The following is a 24588-nucleotide window of genomic DNA, read 5'->3' as shown; positions in this document are numbered from 1 at the left end:
ATGGCATCAGTCTAAGACAGAGTGAATCGCTTCTGCCAATTCATTAATTTCAAACTTCGCCACGTAAGCATCCGCGCCCACCTTGCGCACGTGATCTTCATTGGCACTGCCAGAGAGTGAAGAGTGGATAATCACAGGCAGTTTTTTAAGGAACTCATCACGCTTGATATTACGGGTCAGCGTGAAACCGTCCATTTCAGGCATTTCCAGGTCCGTCAGCACAAAGGAGATCTTATCGGTAATCGGACGTCCTTCCTGCTGAGCTTCCTTCGCCATCGCCTGAATCTTGTTCCAGGCTTCCTGGCCGGTGACATGCATCAACGTAGGAATCTGCATGACGCTCAAGCCTTGTTCGAGCATAGAACGTGCCACCTTGGAGTCATCAGCCACAATCGCTACCGTGCCCGGCTTCAGGCGGAACCCTTTGGTTTTCAGTTTATCTTCTTTGATGTCGCGATCGACCGGATTCATGTCGTGCAGAATCTGTTCTACGTCCAGAACCAAGGCCAAACGGTTACTGGATTTATCGGCATCAAGCCGTGCGATACTGGTAATGTAAGTTGAATTAACCCCATTCTCGGCGGCAAGCACCTGACTCCAGTCCAGACGCACGATATCATCTACCGATTCCACGGCAAAAGCCTGCGTGCTGCGCGCATACTCGGTAATGAGGAGAATGTTCAACCCAGTGCTTGGCTCACAGCCCAGCAATGCTGGCAGATCGATAACCGGAATGACCTGCCCGCGAATATTCACCATACCCATCATTGGCGGTTTCATGCCCGCCGCTTTGGTCAGCGAAGGCATCGGTACGATTTCGCGTAGTTTGAACACATTGATACCGTACAACTCAGACTCGGCACCCTGCGTTGCGGGGCCCAAACGGAACAACAGCAGTTCAAATTTATTGGAGGAAGTGAGATTTGTTCTCTCATCTATCTCTTTTTGAAAATTATCCATTATACCCTCAATAAGAATGCGTATTTATGTGCAGTAGCGAGGTGTAGCGCGTCGTCCGAGTTCAGATGACAAGGTACAGTCCTTTCACTGTAAGCTATCCGTGGCATTCTTCAACTCCCTGTTATCCGTTATCGACCGCTACCGACAAAAACATGAGCCTTGCAGTAACAACCCTATGCTATGAAAATCAGTGATATATAATAACACTATAATATTTATGAATTTATTTCAGTGGTTTTTGTTTTTTACTGTTCACATATCGTTCACTCTTTAGACATAAAAATCTGCCAATGGGTTGACGAATGGGTTACCTAGCGTGTTCTGTCATTCCCTACCTTGCCATAAACCACTCAACCTATCGATTTATAAATAAACATAGATCAAAACTATCGTAATAGTTGCCCTTTTCGATTTTAACAATGCCCACAAGATGACTACGCTTAATGTGTCCACAGCACGGTACCGGGCGACCTTGCGCCAGGCCCCATGGAACTCATTAGCAGAGGAAGATATTGCATGACAACTGAAAGCAAATGCCCATTTTCTGGCGGTGGTAGTAAACCTACCGCCAGCAGCGGCACCACGAATCAGGATTGGTGGCCAAATCAGCTCAGCCTGAAAGTACTCCATCAACACAGCCCACTCTCCGACCCTCTTCGTAAAAATTTTGATTATGCCGCCGCCTTCAACAGCCTCGATCTGGCAGCGGTTAAAAAAGATCTTCACGCCCTGATGACCGATTCCCAGCCCTGGTGGCCTGCGGACTTCGGCCACTATGGCCCTTTGTTTATTCGCATGGCCTGGCATAGCGCTGGAACCTACCGTACTGGCGATGGCCGCGGTGGCGCAGGGGCTGGACAGCAACGCTTTGCACCGCTGAACAGTTGGCCCGACAACGTAAACCTCGATAAGGCACGGCGTTTGTTATGGCCGATCAAACAGAAGTATGGCCAAAACATCTCCTGGGCCGATTTGATGATCCTGACCGGCAACGTGGCGTTAGAATCCATGGGCTTTAAAACGTTTGGATTTGCAGGCGGTCGCCCTGACGTATGGGAACCTGAAGAAGATGTTTACTGGGGGGCGGAAACCACCTGGCTTGGGGATAATAAACGTTATTCTGGTGAACGGGATCTGGAAAACCCACTGGCTGCGGTGCAAATGGGCCTGATTTACGTCAATCCGGAAGGCCCCGGCGGCAACCCCGATCCGCTCGCCGCCGCCAAAGACATTCGGGAAACCTTTAGCCGCATGGCAATGGATGACGAAGAGACCGTGGCATTAATCGCTGGCGGCCATACCTTCGGTAAAACACACGGCGCGGGTGATGCCGCATTGGTCGGGCCCGAACCGGAAGCCGCAGGCATCGAAGAACAAGGTTTGGGATGGAAGAGCAGTTTCGGTAGCGGAAAAGGTGGCGATACCATTGGCAGCGGACTGGAAGTCACCTGGACACAAACTCCGACCCAGTGGAGCAACTATTTCTTTCAAAACCTGTTTGGCTACGAGTGGGAACTGACCAAAAGCCCGGCTGGCGCACACCAGTGGCAACCTAAACATGGCGCGGGCGCGGGAGAAATTCCAGATGCTCACGATGCGGCAAAGCGCCATGTGCCTACCATGTTGACCACCGATCTCTCCCTACGCGTTGACCCGGTGTATGAGAAAATCTCGCGCCGTTTCTACGAACACCCTGAAGCATTTGCCGACGCTTTCGCGCGCGCCTGGTTCAAACTCACCCACCGTGATATGGGACCGCGTGCCCGCTACCTGGGTTCAGAAGTCCCGAGCGAAGAACTTATTTGGTAAGACCCGATCCCTGCCGTTAACCATGAACTGATCAACGCGCAGGATATCGCCACGCTGAAACAGCAGATTGCAGCAACAGGGCTTAGCGTATCGCAGTTGGTTGCAACGGCCTGGGCATCCGCATCAACGTTTCGTGGTTCAGACAAACGCGGTGGCGCTAACGGCGCACGTCTGCGCCTTGCGCCACAGAACCAGTGGGAAGTGAACCAGCCCGCACAGTTGACACAGGTATTGAGCGCCCTGGAACGCGTGCAACACGCATTTAATGATGCACAATCAGGCAACAAACGCGTTTCTCTGGCCGATATCATCGTGTTGGGTGGCGTTGTGGGCGTCGAACATGCGGCACAACAAGCAGGCCAACCGGTCGCCGTTCCTTTTACACCAGGACGAATGGATGCCTCTCAGGCACAAACCGATGTCGCCTCGTTCGAGGTACTTGAACCCATTGCCGATGGTTTCCGCAACTACCAGAAAGGACACTACAGCATCAGCCCGGAAGCATTGTTAGTGGACAAGGCACAGTTGCTTACCCTTACCGCACCGGAAATGACCGTACTGCTGGGCGGGTTGCGCGTACTGAATATCAATACCGGGCAAACAGCGCACGGCGTCTTTACCCAACGCCCTGGCACCTTGACCACTGATTTCTTCATCAATTTGCTGGACATGAATACCACCTGGCACCCGATTGATGCATCGCACACACTGCTTGAAGGGCGCGATCGCACCACGGGTCAACCAAAATGGACAGGAACACGCGTAGATCTGATTTTCGGTTCACACTCACAGCTACGGGCGCTGGCGGAGGTTTACGCCAGTGCGGATGCGCAGGCATCGTTTGTGCACGATTTCGTGGCTGTCTGGAATAAAGTTATGAATCTGGATCGTTTCGATCTGGTATAGCGGCTGTTCGGAGCTAGGGTCGTGCAGTAAGACTCTTCTGGCGTCCCAACATGGTCTTAGGGCCATGTTGGGGCATAACCACAGAGCGGATTGCCGCCAGTGGTGTAATTCCGCTCATCAGTTTTACAAAGTAACAGGCAATCCCTTTGACAACCCCACCATCAAGGAAAAAGTGCAAAGTCCAGGTTCCTGTCGTCATCAGCAGAATAGTTAGGACAAACACGCTAAACCACTTCTGTCGTTGCATAAATACCTCACGCTAAAGTGGCACGCAATAAAGCGTGCCGAAATTTGATACCAAGTAAACAAGAAATACATACCAGCATATACTACAACAGAGTGATAATGGCAGTACGAAAATATGTAGAATTTCTTAATTTTCGGAATAAGCAGCTACCACAACCCTGTCTATAAGCACTATGTTCTTGCTGGCTTGACATTTCTTTTTTCTGCGTCAGGTTATACCATCCAAGGGATGACCCTTCCTGCGGAGAGCTGGCAATGACGCTGCAAATTGGAATTTATGTTTTTGATAATGTTGAGGTATTAGATTTTGCAGGGCCTTATGAAGTCTTTACCTGCGCAACGCGTGTGGCGGGTGGACCCGAACCGCGTTTTAGTGTGTTCACGCTCGGAGAGAAGCGTGTGCCAGTGCGTGCGCGTGCCGGATTAAAGATCGATCCCGACTACGCCCTTGGCGATCATCCTGCACTGGATTGTCTGATCGTCCCCGGAGGGGTGGTTACCGCGGAGATGGAAAAACCCGCGGTTATTGACTGGCTTACCCACCAAACCCCGCAAACAACCATTACGGCATCTGTTTGTACTGGTGCTTTTTTACTCGCAAAAACCGGGCTATTCAACCACCGTTCGGTAACCACCCATTGGGAAGACATTGCCGATTTGAAGACGATGTTCCCTACGGTAGACGTGAAAAGTGATGTGCGCTGGGTTGATCAAGGGGCGCTGGTGTCCTCAGCAGGGATTTCTGCTGGCATTGATATGAGCCTGCATCTGGTTGAGCGTTTTGCGGGGCGCGAATTGGCAGAAAGAACCGCCCGACAACTGGAATTTGACTGGACAGAAAACCCTGACTGATGCAAAACAGGCTGGCCAAGCCAGCCTGCTCTTCCACGTTATTTCACGGCATTGCTCATGATTTTACCGAGGCTTATGACCCATTCCTCACCGCGCTGCATCGCTGGCGCATAAGCTTTGTCGTTTACCATGGTAACCGGTTGAATCTCCAGCACCCGCCCCTTAAACAAGGTCGAGCACACCTGGTGCACCACTTTTTCATTCATTATCGTTTGCAGGCAACGAAACCGGGGCGCATCCGGCGCCGCCAGATCTTTCATTTCCGGTTTGATACGCTGACGCAACATCTCTTTTTCAGCACTGGCGACCACTGCATCCAGATCGCGATCGCTGGAGGCTACGGGGATGTTGCCTTTTGCATCTGCCGGTAAGGTATAAAGCGTGACCAGCACTTTACGCATGGTAGCAGGATCAACGTATTCCACCTGAAACGTATGGTAATCAGAGACAACTTCAACCGTGCGCCGCTGCAAGCCATCCAGCGTTTTCGGTAGCATATCGGCGATTTGCTGCGTAGTGAAACCCTCGATAACGTCGGAACTCGTCGCCTGTGCCAAGCCATACAGCGGCAGCATCAGCAACAATCCGCACATACCCTGTTTTATTCTCATGGTGAACTCCCGACAGTGAAAAAGTATGCGCATGCCATCACGCAGTATTCTGGATATATATCCTAAATAATTCGAGTTGCAGGACAAAACGTTTACGTTTTGAACAGCGCTTGCGCTGACCCGTAGGGTGAACCTCAGGGATGAGGTTCATTCATCCCGATGAGCTTACTCAAGTAAGTGATTCGGATGAACGAATGTAGCCAACACACCTGCAACTTGAAGTATGACGGATATAACACTAGCGCTAAAAAGGATTTTCTATCCCGCTATTAGCGGCTTTTTTTACCGAAATGCCGAGAATTTGCATCTACTGTGATCAAAAACAATACGTTAAAAACCAGCATGTTTCATGCAGAGTACTGTTTGCTCCTGGGCTTACGTGTATGATTGCACGCTATTTGAAAGGCAGAGCACTATCCGGTGGAGAAATGGGCAGAGATTATGCATGTAAACCTGACACTGTTTAAAAGTGACAATGTGCTTTTAAATAGCATTAACGTTTTTATTTTGACACTACTGGGCTGCATGTTAGGTTCACATGCACGTATGTCAGGCATCGATCTCTCTGTTCTCTGGCCCGTCAACATTCTGGTTGCTGCCCTGTTTTATCGCTGTCGCAGTCTGAATACCCCTTGGTATTACTGCGTTGCCTATAGCGCCATGATCGCGCAAGACAGCCTGATTTATGGCTGGGGCGTCAGCGCCCTGACTATTAATAGTGCCAATCTGGTGTTTATCTTTGTGCTGGTCAAATTATTGCGTTGGCCAGAACGATATCGCCAGCAAGAAGCCGATATCACCTCCTCATTACACCTGTTTGCCTCTTGTATGATCGCCGCCCTTTGCTGTGCGCTGGTCGGCGCGTTCGCGCAACACATGGCAGGGCAAACACGTCAACCATTTCAACAGGATGTGCTCAACTGGTTCAGTGACCAGTTTTACACCGCAGTGCTATTTTTGCCGTTACTGCTGACACTGCGCAGCGATTTCACATTGCGTATGCCCAACGCTGACTGGCGCAGCAGCATCCCCCTACTGTTTCTTGTACTGTCACTGGGATTGGGCATGCTGGTTGGGCCGATTGCCATTTTAGCGTACCCCCTGCCTGCGCTCACCTGGTGTGCCATCGTGTATCCGTTGTGGGCGATACGCCTGATTACCTTGTGCACGGGTATTGTTGAACTGATCGCGACAGCGCTTCATGTTCAGGGGATTTATGACCATCAGGATGAGCTGTTTATGCAGGCGATCACCATCGCCCGTATCAGTATCGCCGCTATCATCTTTAGCCCGTTGCTGATGGCCATGAACGCCAAAACCATCCGCCAGCTCAATCAACGCTTGTTGATGCAGGCCAGCAACGATTTCCTCACTCACCTGCTTTCGCGCTATGGCTTTAACGATGCGTTAAACCGTTACGGGAAAATACCCCGCTATCGCCAAGCGGCCATCAATATAATGCTGGTTGATATCGATCACTTCAAAACCATCAACGACAGTTACGGCCACGATAACGGTGACCAGGTATTGAAACACGTCGCAAATCTGATTCAACAATCCATCCCTGAACCGGGACTGGTGAGCCGCATCGGTGGAGAAGAGTTTGCGGCAGTCTGTTTTGATTTCTCAGAGCAGGACTTTTTTGCGTTAGCAGAGCATTTGCGCATGCGAATTCGCGACACGCCCTGCATCATTCATGGCTCACCGGTATCCGTTGCCGTGAGCATCGGTATAGCCTATGCGCCCGCTTCAGCGATGGACTTGACGCAGCATGTGCACCAACTCTTCTCTGCCGCTGATAAAAATCTGTATATCGCCAAACGGGAAGGCCGCAATCGAACGGTACAGTAAGGGGCGGTTTCGAGCACTGCCTGCCCTGCAGGGGATTAGCACTCTGTGCGAGGCAGGTTGCCTGATACCGCTTAAGGCAACCTGTCTTAGCGTATTGTCACTCTCATCAGGTGCGGATGAAGCAAAACGCCGCTTTTACATTAATAGAAGCCAAGCAGTTTCCACCACAGCAAGCCCACGCTGAAGGTCAGCACTACGTTAAAGGTGACCACCGCTGCGTTAATTTTATAAAAGCGCGGTCGCGTGAAATAGCCCTGAGCGAAATAAATAGGCCCCGGCCCACCCCCATATTCGGTATTGCCCCACATCAGATTACTGAAAATCCCGAAACAGATGGCAACCATCATCGGTGGTGCCCCCGCAGCAATGGCCGTGGCCGCAAAAGGCACATAAAGGGCAGCGACATGTCCGGAAGCCGTGGCAAACAGGTAGTGCACATAGATGTAGAGCACGCCCAGCAGCACAAAGGTCTGCATGGCACCAAACCCTTGGATCAGGTTGCCCAGCAAGCCCGCCATCCATTTGATGAAGCCCAGATCGGAAAGCCCGGTAGCCAGACTGATAATAACGCTAAACCAGATAACCGTGTCCCAGGCCGCATGATCTTTCAGTAAGGCTTTCCAATCCACGGCGCCGACGGCAAACAGATACGCCGCCAACCCTAACCCTACCGATGTCGCGGACAGGCCGGTGATCAGGCTGGTTCCCCATCCCACCAATGCCAACAGAAAACCAAACGCCACTTTCTTTTCCGTTGTGGTCATGGGGCCTAACTGAGAGAGCGCCTCACGTCCCATCGCTTTCGCTTCCGGCGTGCGCTTCAGTTCAGGGTTCACCAACTTGTACACCAATAATGGCATCAAACAAAAACAGACCAGCGCGGGAACCACTGCAGCAATGAACCAGCCACTCCAGGTGATTTCAACGCCAAGCGAGTTTTTTGCCAGACTGCTCACCAGCGGATTCGCTGCCATCCCGGTCAGAAAAATGGCACCGGTAATCGGCGTAAACTGAAAGCAGACCATGGTCAGGAAATCCCCGATCTTTTTACCGCTTTCACCCGGTGTCGATCCCAATACGGTATTGATAGAACGCGCAATGGGGAAGATGATCCCCCCGAACGGGCGGTTACCGAAGGCATCGCGGGTGCCATGATCAAATCGGAAATGCACAATGAATAGGCAATACCCAGGCTGCTGCCGCCAAACAAAGAAAGCATTTTATAGGCGATACGTTTACCCAGCCCTGAAGTGACAAACCCCAGAGACAGGATGTAAGCGCAGAAAATCAACCACACCGTGCCGCTGGCAAAACCAGACAGCGCTTTTGCTTCGGTAAGCGTTTGGGTGAAGATGGCCACGCAAAGCGCGATCAACATCACCGCCCCCGAGGGCAATGGCTGCGTCAAGATGGCTGCAATGGTAGCAGCAAAAATGGCGAACATATGCCATGCCTGGGGAGAAAGGTTGGCAGGTACGGGAGCAAGCCAGATAGCGATGCCCAATACAATGGGCACCACCACGGCGAACACCTTTTTCCCTGTGGATGAATCGGATGACATAATCATCTCCTCATACGTAGAGCGGGTGAACGCCGGACATTAAGACCGGCTGGCAGAGCTTTTCAGCACCTGATCGACCATTTCTGGTGCCATGCCGAGATAGTTGGTCGGATCGGTCAAACGCTCAATCAATTCCGGAGCCAAACGATCCGCCACGTTCGGCATCGCATTGAGCACATCCGCCAGTCGGCCCCCCTTCTCATTCACAATGCGACAGGCATCGTAGACGATATCGTGCGCATCCTGTCGGCCAATATAAGGTGCCAGCCCCATCATCACCGCTTCCGCGACGATAAGCCCTTTGGTCATATCGAGATTACGCGCCATCGCCTGTTCATCCACGATCAGTCCGCTGAGCATAAAGTTGGCCTGATGCAGCGCGCCGGCGGAGAGAATAAAGCTTTCCGGAATAGCGATCCATTCGGCATGCCACGGCCCGGTGGCACGTTCGAGATCCTGCACCATCGCGTCTAACATCAAACCGGCTTGCTGCCGCACACCTTTGGCATATGCCAACATCAGTTCGCTCGAAATAGGATTACGCTTTTGCGGCATGGTGCTGCTGGCACCGCGCCCCTTCACAAAGGGTTCATACAGTTCGCCAAACTCATTGGATGCCATCAACATCACGTCATAGGCAATCTTGCCCAGCGAACCGGTCATCAGCGCCAGCAGGTTAACTGCTTCGGCAAACCCATCGCGTGCCACATGCCAGGTTGAGACAGGTACACCCAATCCCAACTCTTCCATCAGCGCTTTCTGAACGTCCAGGCCTTTATCCCCCAAAGAGGCCAGGGTTCCGGCGGCACCGGCAAATTCCCCCACCAGAATGCGGGGACGCGCCTGATCGAGGCGTTCCTGGTGGCGATCGAACATATCAAGCCAGATTGCCGCTTTATAGCCGAAGGTCACCGGCAACGCCTGCTGCAAATGGGTGCGCCCCGCCATCGGTGTAGTGCGGTAACGCTGTGCCAGGCCGGCAAGCGTCCCACGTAATGTTTTGATTTCCTTCTCAATCAGTCCAAAAGCATCGCGGATTTGCAAAACGACAGCGGTGTCCATGATGTCCTGGGTGGTAGCGCCCCAGTGAACAAACCCACCGGACTCACCCGCCTGTTTGGAGATTTGATGCACCAGGGGCAGAATCGGGTAGCCAACAATTTCAGTTTCATGACGCAGCAGATCAAAATCCAGCGTATCGGCATTGCAGCGTTGGGCAATCTCTTGCGCCGCCGCCTCGGGGATAACACCACAGCGCGCCTGCGCTTTGGCGAGCGCTATCTCAACAATGACATATTTTCTAATCAGCTCGTGGTCGTCAAAAACGGCACGCATTGCTGGCGTGCCAAATGCATCACGAAACAGTACGGAATCAAGCACATTCGCAGCCATAAAAGCATCCTGAAATGAGAGTAAGAGTGATAAACTGCGCCTGTCATGCCGCAATGGGGTTGTCAGTAAGCCAATACTGTTAACGGGCATGACAGGCACATCGGTACTCACCGGTCTGTACTATTGTTTACGTACAAGCACGTTTAAATGTACGAACAACTTAAAATGTACGGACATTAAAACAAAAGCGTTTTAGCGTAGCTTTGTGATATTGATCCGTTATGCGGAAAAAAAACCGTTGCCTATGAAAGAATCGTTGTATCGACGCATTGCGCGTGAACTTGCACAGCAAATCCTCTCCGGACAATACCCGGTGGGTTCCCTGTTACCGACGGAAATGGCGCTGTGTGAGCACTACCAAGTCAGCAGACACACCATGCGAGAGGCGCTGCGCGACCTGACCGAGCAGGGATTGATTACGCGGCGCAAGGGCGCTGGCACGCAAGTGACTGACAAAGCACAGCACAAAGGGTTAAACCACCCGTTGGCTTGTCTGGAAGATCTGTTTTTTCTGGCGAAAAACAATCCGCGCGTGGTGAAAAGGATTGATGAAGTCGTTGCTGACTACGACCTGGCACAGACCATCGGCTGTGAGCCGGGATCTCGCTGGTTACACGTTGCCAGCATTCGAGAGGACAGCGAAAACAAAGACGCGCCCATATGCTGGACGGACAGCTATGCTAGCGCCACCTTCACCAAAGTGCGCCAGTTGGTGCGCAGCGATCCCTTTGCACTGATCAGCGATCTGATCGAAACCCACTACGGCATTCAAAGTGAAGAGGTGCGGCAAACGATTTCTGCGGTCACCGTGTCCGCGAAAATAGCCAAGGTGCTGAGCGTTGAGCCTGGCTCACCCGCGCTGAAGATTGTACGCCGTTATCAGGATCGAGACGGCAATACGTTTGAAACCACGATTTCGGTGCACCCGGCCGATCGCTATGCGTGTTCTATCGTACTGACACGGGCAAAAGGTTGAGAGCGTCACATTCTGCATGAAACGGATATGAACCATTCTCACGTTGCAGATACGTTTAGAATTCAGCCGCTATAGTACGCGCAGTATAACTACGGAGAGCGATTTTTTGGACAGTCAAAGCGATATACGTTGTGAAAACATTAATCGTGAAAGCATCAATGGTAAAAACAACGGCATTATCTCTCCGGCAAACTGACACACACTACTGTGCGTTGCTTGCAGGTAACGGTGGGCGACGCAATAAGCACTTATCACGATTGAATCCCTGTTAAACCTTGATCCGTGACGGCGTACATGAAAAGCCGTATAAACAGGAAGCATCAGGATGCATCTCTACACTTACGCACTCTTTCCTCCCGGCCAATAGCGCCTTTATATCCAGTAATCCCTTGCGTTCAGGCTGCGGTGGAAGCGTTACGATGACGCTCCCTCGCCTTACCCTCAAGCGATTATTCTGAATACACGCCCGGTTTTTCCGGATATTACTGCTTTCCTGGCATCCCGGCATCACTACGTTCAAGCTATCGCTTCTCAGCGGTTAAGGAGCCGAAATGGACGATCACCCCAGTCAGCAATCTACAACGCGTAGCAAAGGATGACACGCTAGCTCGTTTGCTTCTCCATCCTCGCTGCCACGCATAACAATTAGTCCGTTTGCACATCATGCCCCTGAAGGACGGCCTCTCCACGTCTTTAAAAAGACGTACTGAAAGCGATGTGCCTAAAAATGAGTAACGTTTATGACTCAGATGTTAGAAAACTTGCCCGTTCGCCGTCAGCAGTCGGTAAAAAAAAGCTACCTTATTGCAGACGAAGCGGTAAAAAGCCTTGATAGCACCCTTACCTCGCTTTCTTCCAACCTGGACGGTTTGGTAGAAGCCGAAGCAAAGGAGCGTTTACTTGAAAACGGCCCCAACCAGGTGGCGCAAGAGAAAGCACCTCCCGCACTAACACAGCTCATCAGCGCCTTTAATAACCCCTTTATTTTTATTTTACTGGCATTGGCTGCTATCGGTACATTTACCGATTATTGGCTGCCCTTGCAGCGCGGAGAAGAGACCGATTTGACCGGTACCATCATCATTCTGGTCATGGTAACCCTGAGCGGTCTGCTGCGTTTTTGGCAAGAGTTCCGCACCAATCAGGCAGCAGAAGCGTTGAAATCGCTGGTGCGCACCACCGCCACCGTGCTGCGCCGCGCCCATCCCAATGCCCGCGCAGAATGCAGCGAAATCCCGCTGCAAGCGCTAGTCCCTGGCGATATCATTTTGCTTTCGGCAGGGGACATGGTGCCCGCCGATGTAAAATTGATTGAATCACGCGATCTGTTTATCAGTCAGGCGGTCCTCACCGGTGAATCCCTTCCCGTTGAGAAATATGACACCTCGGCTCATGTGGCAGAGAAATCGTGTCAGACGCCCATCGATCAGGAGGGGGTTTCTCTGCTGGAAATGGGCAATATCTGCCTGATGGGCACCAATGTTTCCAGCGGCATCGCCAAAGCCGTAGTCGTGGCTACCGGCAACCACACCTACTTTGGTTCGTTGGCTAAATCCATCATCGGCACCCGTGCGCAAACGGCGTTCGATCGCGGTGTTAACAGCGTGAGCCGTTTATTGATTCGCTTTATGTTGGTGATGGTACCCGTCGTATTGCTGATTAACGGTTTTACCAAAGGCGACTGGGCAGAAGCCGCGCTTTTCGCGCTGGCCGTCGCGGTTGGGCTAACACCAGAAATGTTGCCGATGATTGTTACTGCCAACCTGGCGAAAGGGGCAATCAGAATGTCGCGCAGCAAAGTGGTCGTCAAACATCTCAATGCCATCCAGAATTTTGGTGCCATGGATGTGCTCTGCACCGACAAAACCGGCACATTGACGCAGGATCGCATCATTCTCGAGCACCATCTGTGCGTCAACGGTAATGAGAGCGAGCAGGTGCTGAGGCTGGCCTGGTTGAACAGCTTCCACCAAAGCGGGATGAAAAACCTGATGGACAAGGCCATCATCCGTTTCGGCAAGGAAAAACCGCATATTGAGGCGCTGACCCAACATGACAAAATCGATGAGCTGCCCTTTGATTTTATTCGCCGCCGACTGTCCATTTTAATCAACAGTGGAAACCAGCAGTACCAGTTAATCTGTAAGGGCGCGGTAGAAGAGATGCTCGCCATCGCGACCCATATCGATGAAAACGGTGAAAAACAGCCACTGGATGATACCCGTCGTAGCGCGCTGCTTGCACTGGCAGAACGTTATAACCAGCAGGGTTTCCGTCTATTAATGATAGGAACGCGTGAATTTGGTGCCAGCGATTACCACTTCCCACTCACCGAAGCCGATGAGCGGGACTTGGTAATCCATGGCCTATTGACCTTCCTCGATCCCCCGAAACCCTCATCCGCTTCGGCTATCACCGCACTGCGAGAAAACGGTGTGCAGGTCAAAGTGCTCACGGGCGATAACCCGGTGGTATCCAGCAGAGTGTGCAAAGATGTTGGGCTTGATGCAGACCAGCCGCTGCTCGGCGCTGATATCGATAACATGGATGATGCCACGCTGGCGCGTGAAGTGGAGCAACGCACACTGTTTGCCAAGCTGACACCGATGCAAAAATCGCGCGTGCTGAAAATGTTGCAACGCAACGGCCACACCGTCGGTTTTTTGGGGGATGGCATCAACGATGCTCCGGCACTGCGTGATGCGGATGTCGGTATCTCAGTGGATACCGCAACGGATATCGCCAAAGAGTCGGCAGAAATCATTCTGCTGGAAAAAGACCTGATGGTACTGGAACAAGGGGTAATCACCGGACGTGAGACATTCGGCAATATCATCAAATACCTGAACATGACCGCCAGTTCCAACTTTGGTAACGTCTTTTCCGTGTTGGTTGCCAGCGCCTTTATTCCCTTTCTGCCGATGCTGGCCATCCATTTGCTACTGCAAAACCTGATGTACGATATCTCTCAGCTCAGCCTACCGTGGGACAAAATGGACAAATCGTTCTTACAACGCCCGCGCAAGTGGGATGCAAAGAACATTGGTCGCTTTATGCTGTGGATTGGCCCGACCTCTTCGCTGTTCGACATTACAACCTTTGCCGTCATGTGGTATGTGTTCGCCGCCAATAGCGTTGAGCATCAGGCCTTATTTCAGTCAGGCTGGTTCATTGAAGGGCTATTGTCGCAAACGCTGGTAGTGCATATGTTGCGCACGCAGAAAATTCCTTTTATTCAAAGCACTGCGGCGCTACCGGTGATGCTGACCACCGCATTGGTCATGGCAATCGGTATCTATATTCCGTTCTCGCCGCTGGGGGCATATATCGGTTTAACGCCGCTGCCGTGGGAATATTTCCCCTGGCTGGTCGCCACCCTGCTGAGCTACTGCCTGCTCACTCAGGTGATGAAACGCATCTATATCCGACGTTTCGGCCAGTGGTTCTAAGCTGAAAAAACGGTCGCTCACGCAACATTGCGCGCCTTTCGCATCGCTGCGTGAGCCATCTTAATCGTAAAGTTTCTCTTCATCACCGCGCGCTGGCGTTCGACTGGCGCGCAGTCGTTTGACGGAGGCATTAAGCGCCATCGTGCCGTGCAGCAAAATGTTGCTGGCAGGGCGTAATGGCGATGCCAAACGCTGCTGCAATAGCCTGATCGCCTCTTCGCCCAGCTCATAACGTGGCACATGCAGCGAGGTTAACGCAATATCATGCAACGCCAACAGATTAAAGCCATCAATGCTCATGATAGAGATATCCTGTGGTACGCGAATCCCCGCATGTTGCAACGCATTCATTGCCCCTAACGCCATAAAATCACCGCCAGCCAAAATAGCGGTTGGCCGCAGATCGTTCGGGCAGTGCGCGAGAAATTCCGTCAAAGCACGTTCACTTTCCGCAGCGCTGAAACCGTTTGCCAGCAGCAGATGACGCGACTCGTCAAAAGGAAGATTATGGGCATTAAGCGCTTCACGGATCCCTTGTAAACGCCACTCCATGGTATAGCGCCGCAGGCACACCAGATTGAGGATCTTATGGTGCCCTTGCTCAATCAAATAGTGCATTGCCACTTCGCCAACCAAGCGGTGATCTGGCGAGACGCTGGGTAAGCGCATCTTTCTGTCATAGCTGTTAATCAGGATGCAGGGTTTGCCCAAATCCGCCGCCAGGGCATGAATATAGGGATCATCGATCCCAATTAGTAGGGCCGCTTCCGTCAGCGGATCGTTCATTTTTTCCAAAAACAGGGCGGCATCACTGTTGTTTTCTTCCAGGCCACAGTAGCGTAAACGTACTTCATGGGGCGTCAGGGCATTGACTAGCCCCTGGATCACTTTGTAGTAAAAGATGTCAGACCGCGAATCAAACGCTCGCGACGGTGCAAACACCATAATTCCGTTGATTAACAGGCGTCCAGAGGCGATATCATCAAGCACACCGTACTCTCGCGCACATGCCATCACGCGCTGCTTAGCTTTTTCGCTGGTGTTAAATTTGCCTGACAACACGCGAGATACCGTACTGATAGAAAGCCCGGTTTGTGCCGCAATTTCCTTGATTTTAAGCTTTCCATTCATTTTGTGATCCCCTTCAAATTTGAAGATGAAAAAATTTTCATGCTAGAACTGCCCATATCCTAACCGGTTTTTATATCCAACGCTAAAATAAGCCAACGTTATGAAAATTTTTGCAAAAAAGAGCGTATCCCACATCCATTATCTCCTTTAGGCTTAATTGGTAGACCAATTGAGAAAACAGCACCTCAAGAAGAGTCTTATATAACAAACTGAATTTTAATATAAATAATCAGAATATATCGATAGGGTGAGTATTTTAGGTTACTGATGGTGTAACAGAAAGAATAACTTATCAGGCCAAATAAAATCATCACCCTCTGACGGAGATTATCATGAGTCTCAATATTGACAATGCTGCACCCGCAGCGCATGGGAAACGAAAAATCAAGAACCTGCGTTGGTGGGTTTTGGGGCTGTTTCTTTTAGGCGTCACCGTTAACTACATTACGCGTAACTCGTTGGGTATCCTGGCACCTGAATTGAAAGCCACCATGGGGATCACCACAGAGCAATACTCATGGATTGTGGGCGCATTCCAGTTGGCCTATACCATTTTCCAACCCCTGTGCGGCTGGCTGATTGACGTTATTGGCCTTAAAGTTGGCTTTCTGGTGTGCGCCTCTATCTGGGCACTGATGTGTATCTTGCACGCAGGCGCAGGCAGTTGGTTACACCTGGCGATTCTGCGTTTCTTCATGGGGGCGTCAGAAGCGGCCGCTACGCCAGCTAACGCCAAAACCCTCGGGGAATGGTTCCCGAAAAAAGAACGTCCGATCGCCGCAGGTTGGGCGGGTGTGGGCTTCTCTATCGGCGCGATGTTAGCACCGCCGATCATTGTTATTGCACACAGCTACCTCGGCTGGCAGGGTGCATTTATGTTTTCCGGCGTGCTGGCCTTGCTATGGGTGGTACTGTGGTGGTTGTTCTATTATGACCCGGAGCAACACCCGAACCTGAGCAAAACCGAGCTGGATTTCATTAAGCAGGATAACGAACCGGCACCGGTTAAGCTGCCTTTCTTCACCGCACTGAAAACCGTGGGCAAAAACAAACGCTTTTACGGTATTGCGATTCCGGCCTTTATGGCTGAGCCGGCCTGGGCCGTACTGAGCTTCTGGGTGCCGTTGTATCTGGCAAAAGAACGTGGGATGGATCTGAAACAGATTGCCATGTTCGCCTGGCTGCCCTTCCTGGCTGCTGACCTGGGCAGTATCGCCAGTGGTTACCTGACTCGCGTCTATACCCGTCTGTTTGGTTGCAGCCGCGTCAACTCGGTGGTTGCAAGCTCCGTCACCGGCGCTTTCCTGATGATTTCCTTGGCATTGGTCGCGCTGACGAAAGACCCTTACATCACCATCCTGCTGATCTCCATCGGTGGTTTTGGTCACCAGATCATCTCCTGCATGCTGAGTGCGCTGGTGGTTGAATCGTTCGAGAAAGGCCAAATGGCAACGGTCAACGGCATGCGTGGCTCCTTTGCCTGGATCGCCAGTTTCTTGTTCTCACTGCTGATTGGTGTGACAGCAGACAAGATCGGCTACAACCCACTGTTTATCGCTATGGGCTTCTTTGACCTGATTGGTGCCATCTTCCTGGTTGCCTTCATCGCCGAGCGTCGTAATAAAGCGCGTGCTGCATAACCTGTTGTCGAAAGGCCTTGTTGCGACAAGGCCTTTCGTACTGTGATGTCTTCGATTGTTTAGTTTGGAACGTTGCTATGAAAATTTTGAAAAACTGGGTGCTAAGCCAACAAACACAAGCGTTTGTTGAAATCAACGTAGACAACCAGCATCTGTTTCGCCTGTATGTGCTGGAAAATGACCTGTTTCGTGTGCTGATCAAACGTAAAGGGAAACTGGCCCTGGATCGCACCTGGAGCATCGCCCCGGAAGCAGGGAAAGATGTGGCATGGGAAGGACGTGAACGCGAAAGCACCGCGGGCTTTGCCCTGCCCGGTTTTACCCTGACGACCCTTGAAGACGGTCTGCAAGTCGCTACCGATAAACTGCGCGTTACCGTGCATCAACCGCTGTGGTTGTCATGGGAGTACCGTGACCAACAAGGTGTTTGGCAACCGCTTGCAGCTGACCGCCACACCAGTGCGTACCTGCTGAATGCCCACGGTGATGGCGTTGAGCACTATCAGCGTCGCCATCCGCAAGAGCAGTATTACGGGCTGGGTGAAAAAGCCGGCGATTTGAATCGCGCTGGCCGCCGTTACGAAATGCGTAACCTCGATGCCATGGGCTACAATGCGCAGTCTACCGACCCACTTTACAAACACGTGCCCTTCACCATCACCCGTCGCGGTGACGTCAGCTTCGGGATGTTTTACGACAACCTGAGCAGCACCCGTTTGGATCTGGGTAACGAACTGGATAACTACCACGTTGCTTACCGTCGCTACAGCGCAGAAGCGGGCGATCTCGACTACTATCTGTTCCTCGGTCCACGCGTGTTGGATGTCACCAAGAAATTCGTGCGTCTGACCGGTAAAACCCTGTTTGGCCCCAAATGGAGCCTGGGTTACAGCGGTTCAACCATGCACTACACCGACGCTCCTGATGCACAGCAACAACTGCTGAAATTTATCGAGCTGTGTAAAGAGCACGCTATTCCGTGTGATTCGTTCCAACTGTCATCCGGCTACACCTCGATTGGCAACAAACGTTACGTGTTTAACTGGAACTACGACAAAGTCCCGCAACCGAAGGTGCTGAGCCAATCGTTCCACGATGCCGGTCTGAAACTGGCTGCCAACATCAAGCCGTGCCTGTTGCAAGATCACCCGATGTACCAGCAGGTGGCTGAGCAACAACTGTTTATCCGCGACTCCGAGCAAGATGCGCCAGAGCGTTCCTGCTTCTGGGACGACGAAGGCTCACACCTTGACTTCACCAACCCGGCAACGGTGAAGTGGTGGCAGGATAACGTCACCTCGCAACTGCTGGAAATGGGTATCGATTCCACCTGGAACGACAACAACGAATATGAAGTATGGGACGGCGAAGCACGCTGCTTTGGCTTTGGCAAACCGATCGCCATCAAGCATATTCGCCCGGTCATGCCGCTGCTGATGATGCGTGCATCGATGGAAGCGCAACAGCGCTTTGCACCGGAAAAACGCCCTTACCTGATCTCCCGTTCCGGCTGTGCCGGGATGCAGCGTTACGTGCAAACCTGGAGCGGCGACAACCGCACCAACTGGACCACATTGCGCTATAACATCCGTATGGGTGTGGGCATGAGCCTCTCCGGTTTGTATAACGTCGGCCACGATGTCGGTGGTTTCTCTGGCGATAAGCCTGATGCGGAACTGTTCGTACGTTGGGTACAAAACGGCGTGATGCACCCGCGCTTCACCATTCACTCCTGGAATGACGATCACACGGTTAACGAACCGTGGATGTACCCGGAAGTCACTCCGGCAATCCGCGACGCCATTGCGCTGCGTTATCGCCTGCTGCCTTACCTGTACACCCAGTTGTGGCACGCCAGCCAGGACGATGAGCCGATGCTGCGCCCCACCTTCCTCGATCACGAACACGACACCTTGACGTTCCAGGAAACCGATGACTTCCTGCTGGGCCGCGATGTGCTGGTTGCCAGCGTGGTTGAACAAGGTCAACGTCAGCGTCAGGTTTACCTGCCGAAGAACGCGTCTGGCTGGTACGATTTCTACACCGGCACCTGGTTCAGCGGCGGACAAACCATCACGCTGGATGCACCGCTGGAACGCCTGCCGCTGCTGGTTCGCGCCGGTGCGATGCTGCCAACCTCTGCACGCCTGAAGCACGTCGAATACCAAACGGACGATCAGCGCGATCTGCTGCTGTTCCCTCCGTGCGGCAAAGGTCAGGACAACGGCCTGCTGTTTGAAGATGACGTTGAAACCCATGGCTGGCAGCAAGGTCATGCGCTGTGGTTGCGCTGGAACATCACCAGCGACAACTCACGCATTGATGTGACCTTCACGCAGGAAGGTGACTTTGCGCCTGCCTGGAAACGTCTGCATGTTCGTTTGCCCGCGCAGGACCAACGCACGCTCTACATCAACGGTGAAGCACAATCTCACTGGGATCGCGCATAACCACCCCCCATAGACCTCAGGCGCACAGTTTTCTGTGCGCCTTTTTTCTTTCTCCAATCAAGCGCAGTTTTCCCGGGCGTAGTACCGAGATATTGTTCAAAGCCTCATCAAACAGAACAATGGATATACGTTTCGTCACGTGGCTGATCTATGCTGGGTGTAACCGCCGCAATGACATTGCGGGAGATAACCCAAAAAGGATGGAAGAACGATGACGCATTGTGGTTCCCCTGCCCGCCTCACGGCCGCACAAGCGCTGGATTTACTGAGTTCGCAGTATAACGAGGCGGTTAACGCCTTACGCGCAGCCATAAAAGCCTACGTAACAGATGGCTCCTTGCCCGATGCACAAGCACGCCGCAATGGGTTGTTTGTCTACCCGGAATTACGCGTCAGTTGGGATGGCGTACAGCAAGGTAAAAGCCGCACCCGCGCCTATGGACGTTTTACCCATAGCGGAAGTTACAGCACTACGGTCACGCAACCTGCGCTGTTTCGCCGCTATCTGTCTGAGCAACTGACCTTACTGGTCGAAGAGTACGGCGCACACATTGAGGTATCCCCGTCGCAGCAGGAAATTCCCTTTCCTTATGTGATTGACGGCTCTGATTTAGCACTGGAACGCTCGATGTCCGCCGGGATTTCGCAGCACTTTCCCACTACGGAACTGGCTCAAATTGGTGATGAAACCGCAGATGGTCTGTTTCACGCTACCGATACCCGCTTCCCGCTTTCACATTTTGATGCCTTGCGTACCGATTTCTCTCTGGCACGATTGCGCCATTACACGGGCACCGCCATCGAACATTTTCAGCCTTATATTCTGTTCACCAACTACACGCGCTACGTGGATGAGTTTGTGAGTTGGGCCTGTGAACAAATCGCCAATCCTGACAGCCCTTACGAGGCACTCGCGGCAGCAGGCGGTATCCTCCTCACCGGCAAAGACGCGACCGCCGAAGCGTGCGTTTCCGATGTTGCCTGGAAGAAACATCAGATGCCGGCTTATCACCTGATTGCCAAACAAGGACCGGGGATCACCCTCATCAATATTGGCGTTGGGCCGTCTAACGCCAAAACCATCTGTGACCATCTTGCCGTGCTCCCGCCGGATATCCCCATTCCAAGCATCGCCGAGGTGCAGCGCGCGTTGTATGACGCCACCAAAATGGTGAGCGGTATGGCTGGCGAAGCGGTAAAGCAGCGGCTACGTACCGGCACGGTAGTGACCACGGACGACCGTAATTGGGAACTACGCTACTCCGTCTCAGCCCTGCGTTTCAACCTGAGCCGCGCCGTGGCCGTGGACATGGAAAGTGCGACGATTGCGGCGCAAGGCTATCGGTTCCGCGTGCCTTACGGCACCCTGCTGTGCGTTTCAGACAAACCGCTACACGGTGAAATAAAACTGCCCGGTCAGGCCAACCGTTTTTATGAAGGTGCCATCTCCGAGCATCTGCAAATCGGTATTTGCGCCATGGACCTGTTACGCGCAGAAGGCGACCATCTGCATTCACGTAAACTTCGTACGTTTAACGAGCCACCGTTTCGCTGATTGCCCTTTGTCGGGCCCTACCGGGCCCGACAAAGGGCAATCAGAATTGCCGGACATAAACAGCAAAAACACAAAAAACCCATTGTTTTACAATCAAAAAAACCAAAAACACTGGCTGCACAGTGACGTTATGCTCCCCCACCAGCCACAACCCTACCTGTAGCGCAACTACACTTACCGCAATTGATTACCAACAGCCATTATTAGCACCGCTACCTATCACGTAGCTGGCGTGTCATTGACGTCCTGCACCAGGCGGTGGCGTCGCCATACCCACAATAACAATGAGGTATTATTATGAATACGTTCGACGCTCCCGAACCATCGCGCCGTGCTGTGATTAAGCGCACTGCCGCCCTCTCCGTGCTGGCACTCACTGGTATCAGTGGGTTTACGGTTCCCCACGTGACCTATGCCGCCTCGTTGACTAAAGCACAGCGTGACAGCATGACGCCCGACGATGTCATCAAAAGCTTTAAAGCGGGCAATACGCGCTTTCGGGAAGGGAAAATGCAACAGCATGACTTCGTGGCGCAAAAAATCAGCAGCCAGGAGGGCCAGTTCCCCGCTGCGGTGATTTTAAGTTGTATCGACTCACGTGCTCCCGCTGAAATTTTGCTGGATACGGGCATTGGCGAGACGTTTAACGCGCGCGTGGCAGGCAACGTGCAGAATGAAGACATTCTGGGCAGTATGGAGTTCGCGTGTGCGGCGGCGGGAGCCAAAGTGGTGCTGGTGATGGGCCATACCGCCTGTGGTGCCGTGGCGGGTGCGATAGACAATGTCGAGTTGGGCAACTTGACCGGGTTGCTGAACAAGATTAAACCAGCCGTCGAGAAGACCGCCTATGAGGGTGATCGCACAGGCAAAAACATGGCGTTTGTCGATGCGGTAGCGAAAACCAATGTGGCGCTCACCGTCGAACACATTCGTGAACACAGCCCGATTCTGAAAAAGCTGGAACAAGAGGGCAAAATCAAGATCGTCGGCAGTATGTACCACTTGGTTGGTGGCGAAGTTGAGTTTCTGAGTTGATAACTACCAAAGAAGAATGAACCCTAATCCCCCAGCCGTGGCAGTCAAGCTGTCACGGCATTCACACGGGGTTAAATGGATTTCGGGTAGCGCCCATAATAACGCCAAAATGCCACGCTAAAATTGTTGGCGTGACGGTATCCCACCCGCCAGGCCACTTGCGCAACCTGTAAGCCTTGCTCCAACAAACGGTGCGCCTCTTCCATGCGCAATTGCAACAACATCTGCCCCGGCGTGGTGTTGAAATGGCGATGAAACGCCAGCTTGAGCTTGTATTCGCTTAGTCCAGCCACCAATGCCAGCGCGCCGAGAGAGAGCGTTTCACTCAGGTGCGACACCATCCAATCGCGGGCGCGCTCCACCGCGACCACATCCTGAGGGTGTAAGCGGGCCGACTCCCGTGTCTCTTCAAACAAATAACGGTGTGCTGCCAGCAGATTCAAGGCATGGATGTGCATGGAGAGCATGTCACCCTGTGCCTGTTGCAGTGCATACAGGTGTTGTTGCGCGACAGGGGCCAACCGACTGCAGGCATGCTGCCGCAGCCGATAATCACCAAACAGCCGCTCTGTTGCCGCCCCGCCAATGTAGCGCTCCAGCATCGATTCGCTCACCAACAGGCGCAACTGGTCCACTTTTTGTCGTTCCGGATAATAACGTTCGCCCAAGCTGTGATGAAAACTGGCGATGGTGACATGCTGTTGGCGGAACGTCATGCTGGCGCCCCGCTTTTCGCTGTAGTTCGACTCGCCGTTCAAACCAAAGGTCATCACCAACACGGGCTGAGAGTGGGCGGTTTCAGCTTCCTCCACCAGTGGTTTCAGCGGTTGATAGGAGGAGGTCACCAGCGTCAACCCATCAGCAAGCGCATCCGATTGTGACCAGCACTGACCAAATTGATCCGGTAACTGGCGGCGGTTACCCTCGCGCAATACCATACGCGGCATCACACGCAGCGTTGATGAACCTCGCCCTGCTCCCATTTTCTTTCTCTTCCTATCCTCAGAGAAAAACCGCCGTCACGCAGACAAACCAAGACAATAATAATTCTCATTTATAGATAACATAAGGCTATCCCCGGCGGCAACGCCCACGTTAACCCACGCGACGTGATTAACGCCGCAACACTGCCTGCAAGGAGCCACCATGTTCCCTACCACGTTGACCGATTTATGGACACTGACCGCCAGCAGCATTAAAACAGAGGCGGTTCGACTGGCCCTGGATAGCGCACTGTTCGAGCAACTGGCACAGCCTTCAACGGTTGAGCAGTTCGCACTGCACCAACAGTGGGAACCACAGCAAGCCGCAGCGCTGTTGGAACTGCTGTGGAGCATGAAACTGCTGACGCGCGACGCGGCAGGCTATCAAACCAGCGCGGAGATGCAAGCCTATCTGTGCCAAACCGGCGCACGCTATATTGGCGATAGCTGGCGTTTTCGCTATCAGTCGCTGCGTGAGGTCGGGCAGCAACTCGCCGCGCTCATGCAGCAAACACCCGGTACACCGCCTCCCGCCGCTCGCATGGATGCCGGTTGGGCGCAGGCAGCACAAAAACAAATTGCCCAGGAGCAACGCGCGCTAACGGTCGATCGTGCCTGCGACATCGTGAGTGCATTGCCCGAGTTCCCGCAGGCCAAAACGTTGCTGGATGTGGGCGGTGGTCCAGGCATGATTGCCATCGGCCTGACACAGCGCCATCCCACGCTGCAAGGGGTAGTGTTCGATTTGCCACAAACCGCCGCCGTAGCGCAAGAGAATATCATTGCCGCCGGCCTACACTCACGTTTAAGCACTGCCAGCGGCGATTTTAACACTCAACCGTTTGCTACTGGCTATGCTGATATCATCTGGTGCTCGTCCTTTCTGCACTTTGTCGAGGATATCAGCACCTGTCTTGCACAACTGTTCAATGCGTTGACGCCGGGCGGCGTGTTAGTCGCAGTGCACGCAGAGATATCGCCCAACCAGGAGGATGCCGCGCCAGTATTGCCTTTCTATCTGCCGTTGATGCTGCGCGGACGTCGGGTAACGCGAGAAGGCGAATTGGCATCATTGCTAGGCGATGCCGGTTTCAGCCGGGTAGAAACACGGCGACATCAACCGTTTCCGATGTCGCCACTGACTGTATTGATAGCGCGAAAATAGGCGTTACGACGATCTG

The 24588-nt window shown here is 52.7% G+C and carries 14 protein-coding genes and 2 pseudogenes; 10 read left to right on the top strand and 6 right to left on the bottom strand.

The genetic code is table 11. The features are described 5' to 3' along the window. Positions 1–6 precede the first annotated feature (6 nt). Entirely contained in the window at positions 7–960 is a 954-nt protein-coding gene (locus K6K13_RS06965) for a chemotaxis protein (RefSeq protein ID WP_222160116.1), read from the bottom strand. 516 nt (positions 961–1476) lie between these two features. On the opposite strand from K6K13_RS06965, the pseudogene katG reads away from it, so the two are divergent. Together katG and K6K13_RS06955 are read left to right on the top strand one after the other, a co-directional pair. After that, positions 1477–3675, top strand: a pseudogene (gene katG / locus K6K13_RS06960) (catalase/peroxidase HPI). A 501-nt stretch (positions 3676–4176) separates the two neighbouring features. After that, complete coding sequence (locus tag K6K13_RS06955; protein WP_222160115.1) at positions 4177–4773, top strand: DJ-1/PfpI family protein; 597 nt, start codon at positions 4177–4179, stop codon at positions 4771–4773. 38 nt (positions 4774–4811) lie between these two features. On the opposite strand, the gene K6K13_RS06950 is transcribed toward K6K13_RS06955, so the two are convergent. Further along, entirely contained in the window at positions 4812–5384 is a 573-nt protein-coding gene (locus K6K13_RS06950; protein ID WP_222160114.1) for a hypothetical protein, read from the bottom strand. Positions 5385–5909: 525 nt separating this feature from the next. Between K6K13_RS06950 and K6K13_RS06945 the strand changes: the two genes are divergently transcribed. After that, positions 5910–7235, top strand: coding sequence for a GGDEF domain-containing protein (locus tag K6K13_RS06945; RefSeq protein WP_252120439.1), 1326 nt, complete (start codon positions 5910–5912; stop codon positions 7233–7235). A 140-nt stretch (positions 7236–7375) separates the two neighbouring features. Here the strand turns inward: K6K13_RS06945 and K6K13_RS06940 are convergent. Both K6K13_RS06940 and K6K13_RS06935 read right to left on the bottom strand, forming a co-directional pair. After that, positions 7376–8796, bottom strand: a pseudogene (locus K6K13_RS06940) (DASS family sodium-coupled anion symporter). Between the two features lie 39 nt (positions 8797–8835). Further along, positions 8836–10188, bottom strand: a complete 1353-nt coding sequence (locus K6K13_RS06935; protein ID WP_222160112.1) for a class-II fumarase/aspartase family protein — start codon at positions 10186–10188, stop codon at positions 8836–8838. 244 nt (positions 10189–10432) lie between these two features. Here K6K13_RS06935 and K6K13_RS06930 point away from each other — a divergent pair, with 244 nt between their 5' ends. Continuing rightward, positions 10433–11164 carry a GntR family transcriptional regulator gene (locus K6K13_RS06930; protein ID WP_222160111.1) on the top strand — a complete coding sequence of 244 codons (732 nt, stop codon included), beginning with the start codon at positions 10433–10435 and terminating at the stop codon, positions 11162–11164. 740 nt (positions 11165–11904) lie between these two features. Beyond that, positions 11905–14613, top strand: coding sequence for a magnesium-translocating P-type ATPase (mgtA, locus tag K6K13_RS06925; protein WP_222160110.1), 2709 nt, complete (start codon positions 11905–11907; stop codon positions 14611–14613). Between the two features lie 60 nt (positions 14614–14673). Here the strand turns inward: mgtA and K6K13_RS06920 are convergent, their stop codons facing one another. After that, entirely contained in the window at positions 14674–15744 is a 1071-nt protein-coding gene (locus K6K13_RS06920) for a LacI family DNA-binding transcriptional regulator (RefSeq protein ID WP_222160109.1), read from the bottom strand. A gap of 332 nt (positions 15745–16076) precedes the next feature. Here K6K13_RS06920 and K6K13_RS06915 point away from each other — a divergent pair, with 332 nt between their 5' ends. The 4 genes from K6K13_RS06915 (at position 16077) to K6K13_RS06900 (ending at position 22424) form a co-directional block, all read left to right on the top strand. After that, the gene (locus K6K13_RS06915) at positions 16077–17384 is read left to right on the top strand and encodes an MFS transporter (protein WP_222160108.1); all 1308 of its coding nucleotides are present in this window, start codon (positions 16077–16079) and stop codon (positions 17382–17384) included. Positions 17385–17461: 77 nt separating this feature from the next. Beyond that, a complete protein-coding gene (locus tag K6K13_RS06910; protein ID WP_222160107.1) occupies positions 17462–19834 on the top strand; it encodes a glycoside hydrolase family 31 protein in 2373 nt (790 codons plus the stop codon). 211 nt (positions 19835–20045) lie between these two features. Further along, a complete protein-coding gene (locus K6K13_RS06905; protein ID WP_222160106.1) occupies positions 20046–21389 on the top strand; it encodes an AMP nucleosidase in 1344 nt (447 codons plus the stop codon). A 297-nt stretch (positions 21390–21686) separates the two neighbouring features. Then, the gene (locus K6K13_RS06900) at positions 21687–22424 is read left to right on the top strand and encodes a carbonic anhydrase (RefSeq protein WP_222160105.1); all 738 of its coding nucleotides are present in this window, start codon (positions 21687–21689) and stop codon (positions 22422–22424) included. 71 nt (positions 22425–22495) lie between these two features. Here K6K13_RS06900 and K6K13_RS06895 read toward each other — a convergent pair whose 3' ends face one another. Further along, positions 22496–23407, bottom strand: a complete 912-nt coding sequence (locus K6K13_RS06895; protein WP_222160104.1) for a helix-turn-helix domain-containing protein — start codon at positions 23405–23407, stop codon at positions 22496–22498. Between the two features lie 163 nt (positions 23408–23570). On the opposite strand from K6K13_RS06895, the gene K6K13_RS06890 reads away from it, so the two are divergent. Then, on the top strand, positions 23571–24572 hold the full coding sequence (locus K6K13_RS06890) for a class I SAM-dependent methyltransferase (RefSeq protein ID WP_222160103.1): 1002 nt from the start codon (positions 23571–23573) through the stop codon (positions 24570–24572). Positions 24573–24588: the final 16 nt, after the last annotated feature.

The organism is Symbiopectobacterium purcellii (genome assembly GCF_019797845.1).
Lineage (GTDB): Bacteria > Pseudomonadota > Gammaproteobacteria > Enterobacterales > Enterobacteriaceae > Symbiopectobacterium > Symbiopectobacterium purcellii.
The sequence above is the reverse complement of the archived record's forward strand: the minus strand, read 5'-3'. Positions and strand labels throughout refer to the sequence as shown.

Bases quoted from the DNA above. Each gene is read 5' to 3' on its own strand.
- K6K13_RS06965 (WP_222160116.1), bottom strand. From the start codon at position 960: ATGGATAATTTTCAAAAAGAGATAGATGAGAGAACAAATCTCACTTCC.
- K6K13_RS06955 (WP_222160115.1), top strand. From the start codon at position 4,177: ATGACGCTGCAAATTGGAATTTATGTTTTTGATAATGTTGAGGTATTA.
- K6K13_RS06950 (WP_222160114.1), bottom strand. From the start codon at position 5,384: ATGAGAATAAAACAGGGTATGTGCGGATTGTTGCTGATGCTGCCGCTG.
- K6K13_RS06945 (WP_252120439.1), top strand. From the start codon at position 5,910: ATGTTAGGTTCACATGCACGTATGTCAGGCATCGATCTCTCTGTTCTC.
- K6K13_RS06935 (WP_222160112.1), bottom strand. From the start codon at position 10,188: ATGGCTGCGAATGTGCTTGATTCCGTACTGTTTCGTGATGCATTTGGC.
- K6K13_RS06930 (WP_222160111.1), top strand. From the start codon at position 10,433: ATGAAAGAATCGTTGTATCGACGCATTGCGCGTGAACTTGCACAGCAA.
- mgtA (WP_222160110.1), top strand. From the start codon at position 11,905: ATGACTCAGATGTTAGAAAACTTGCCCGTTCGCCGTCAGCAGTCGGTA.
- K6K13_RS06920 (WP_222160109.1), bottom strand. From the start codon at position 15,744: ATGAATGGAAAGCTTAAAATCAAGGAAATTGCGGCACAAACCGGGCTT.
- K6K13_RS06915 (WP_222160108.1), top strand. From the start codon at position 16,077: ATGAGTCTCAATATTGACAATGCTGCACCCGCAGCGCATGGGAAACGA.
- K6K13_RS06910 (WP_222160107.1), top strand. From the start codon at position 17,462: ATGAAAATTTTGAAAAACTGGGTGCTAAGCCAACAAACACAAGCGTTT.
- K6K13_RS06905 (WP_222160106.1), top strand. From the start codon at position 20,046: ATGACGCATTGTGGTTCCCCTGCCCGCCTCACGGCCGCACAAGCGCTG.
- K6K13_RS06900 (WP_222160105.1), top strand. From the start codon at position 21,687: ATGAATACGTTCGACGCTCCCGAACCATCGCGCCGTGCTGTGATTAAG.
- K6K13_RS06895 (WP_222160104.1), bottom strand. From the start codon at position 23,407: ATGGGAGCAGGGCGAGGTTCATCAACGCTGCGTGTGATGCCGCGTATG.
- K6K13_RS06890 (WP_222160103.1), top strand. From the start codon at position 23,571: ATGTTCCCTACCACGTTGACCGATTTATGGACACTGACCGCCAGCAGC.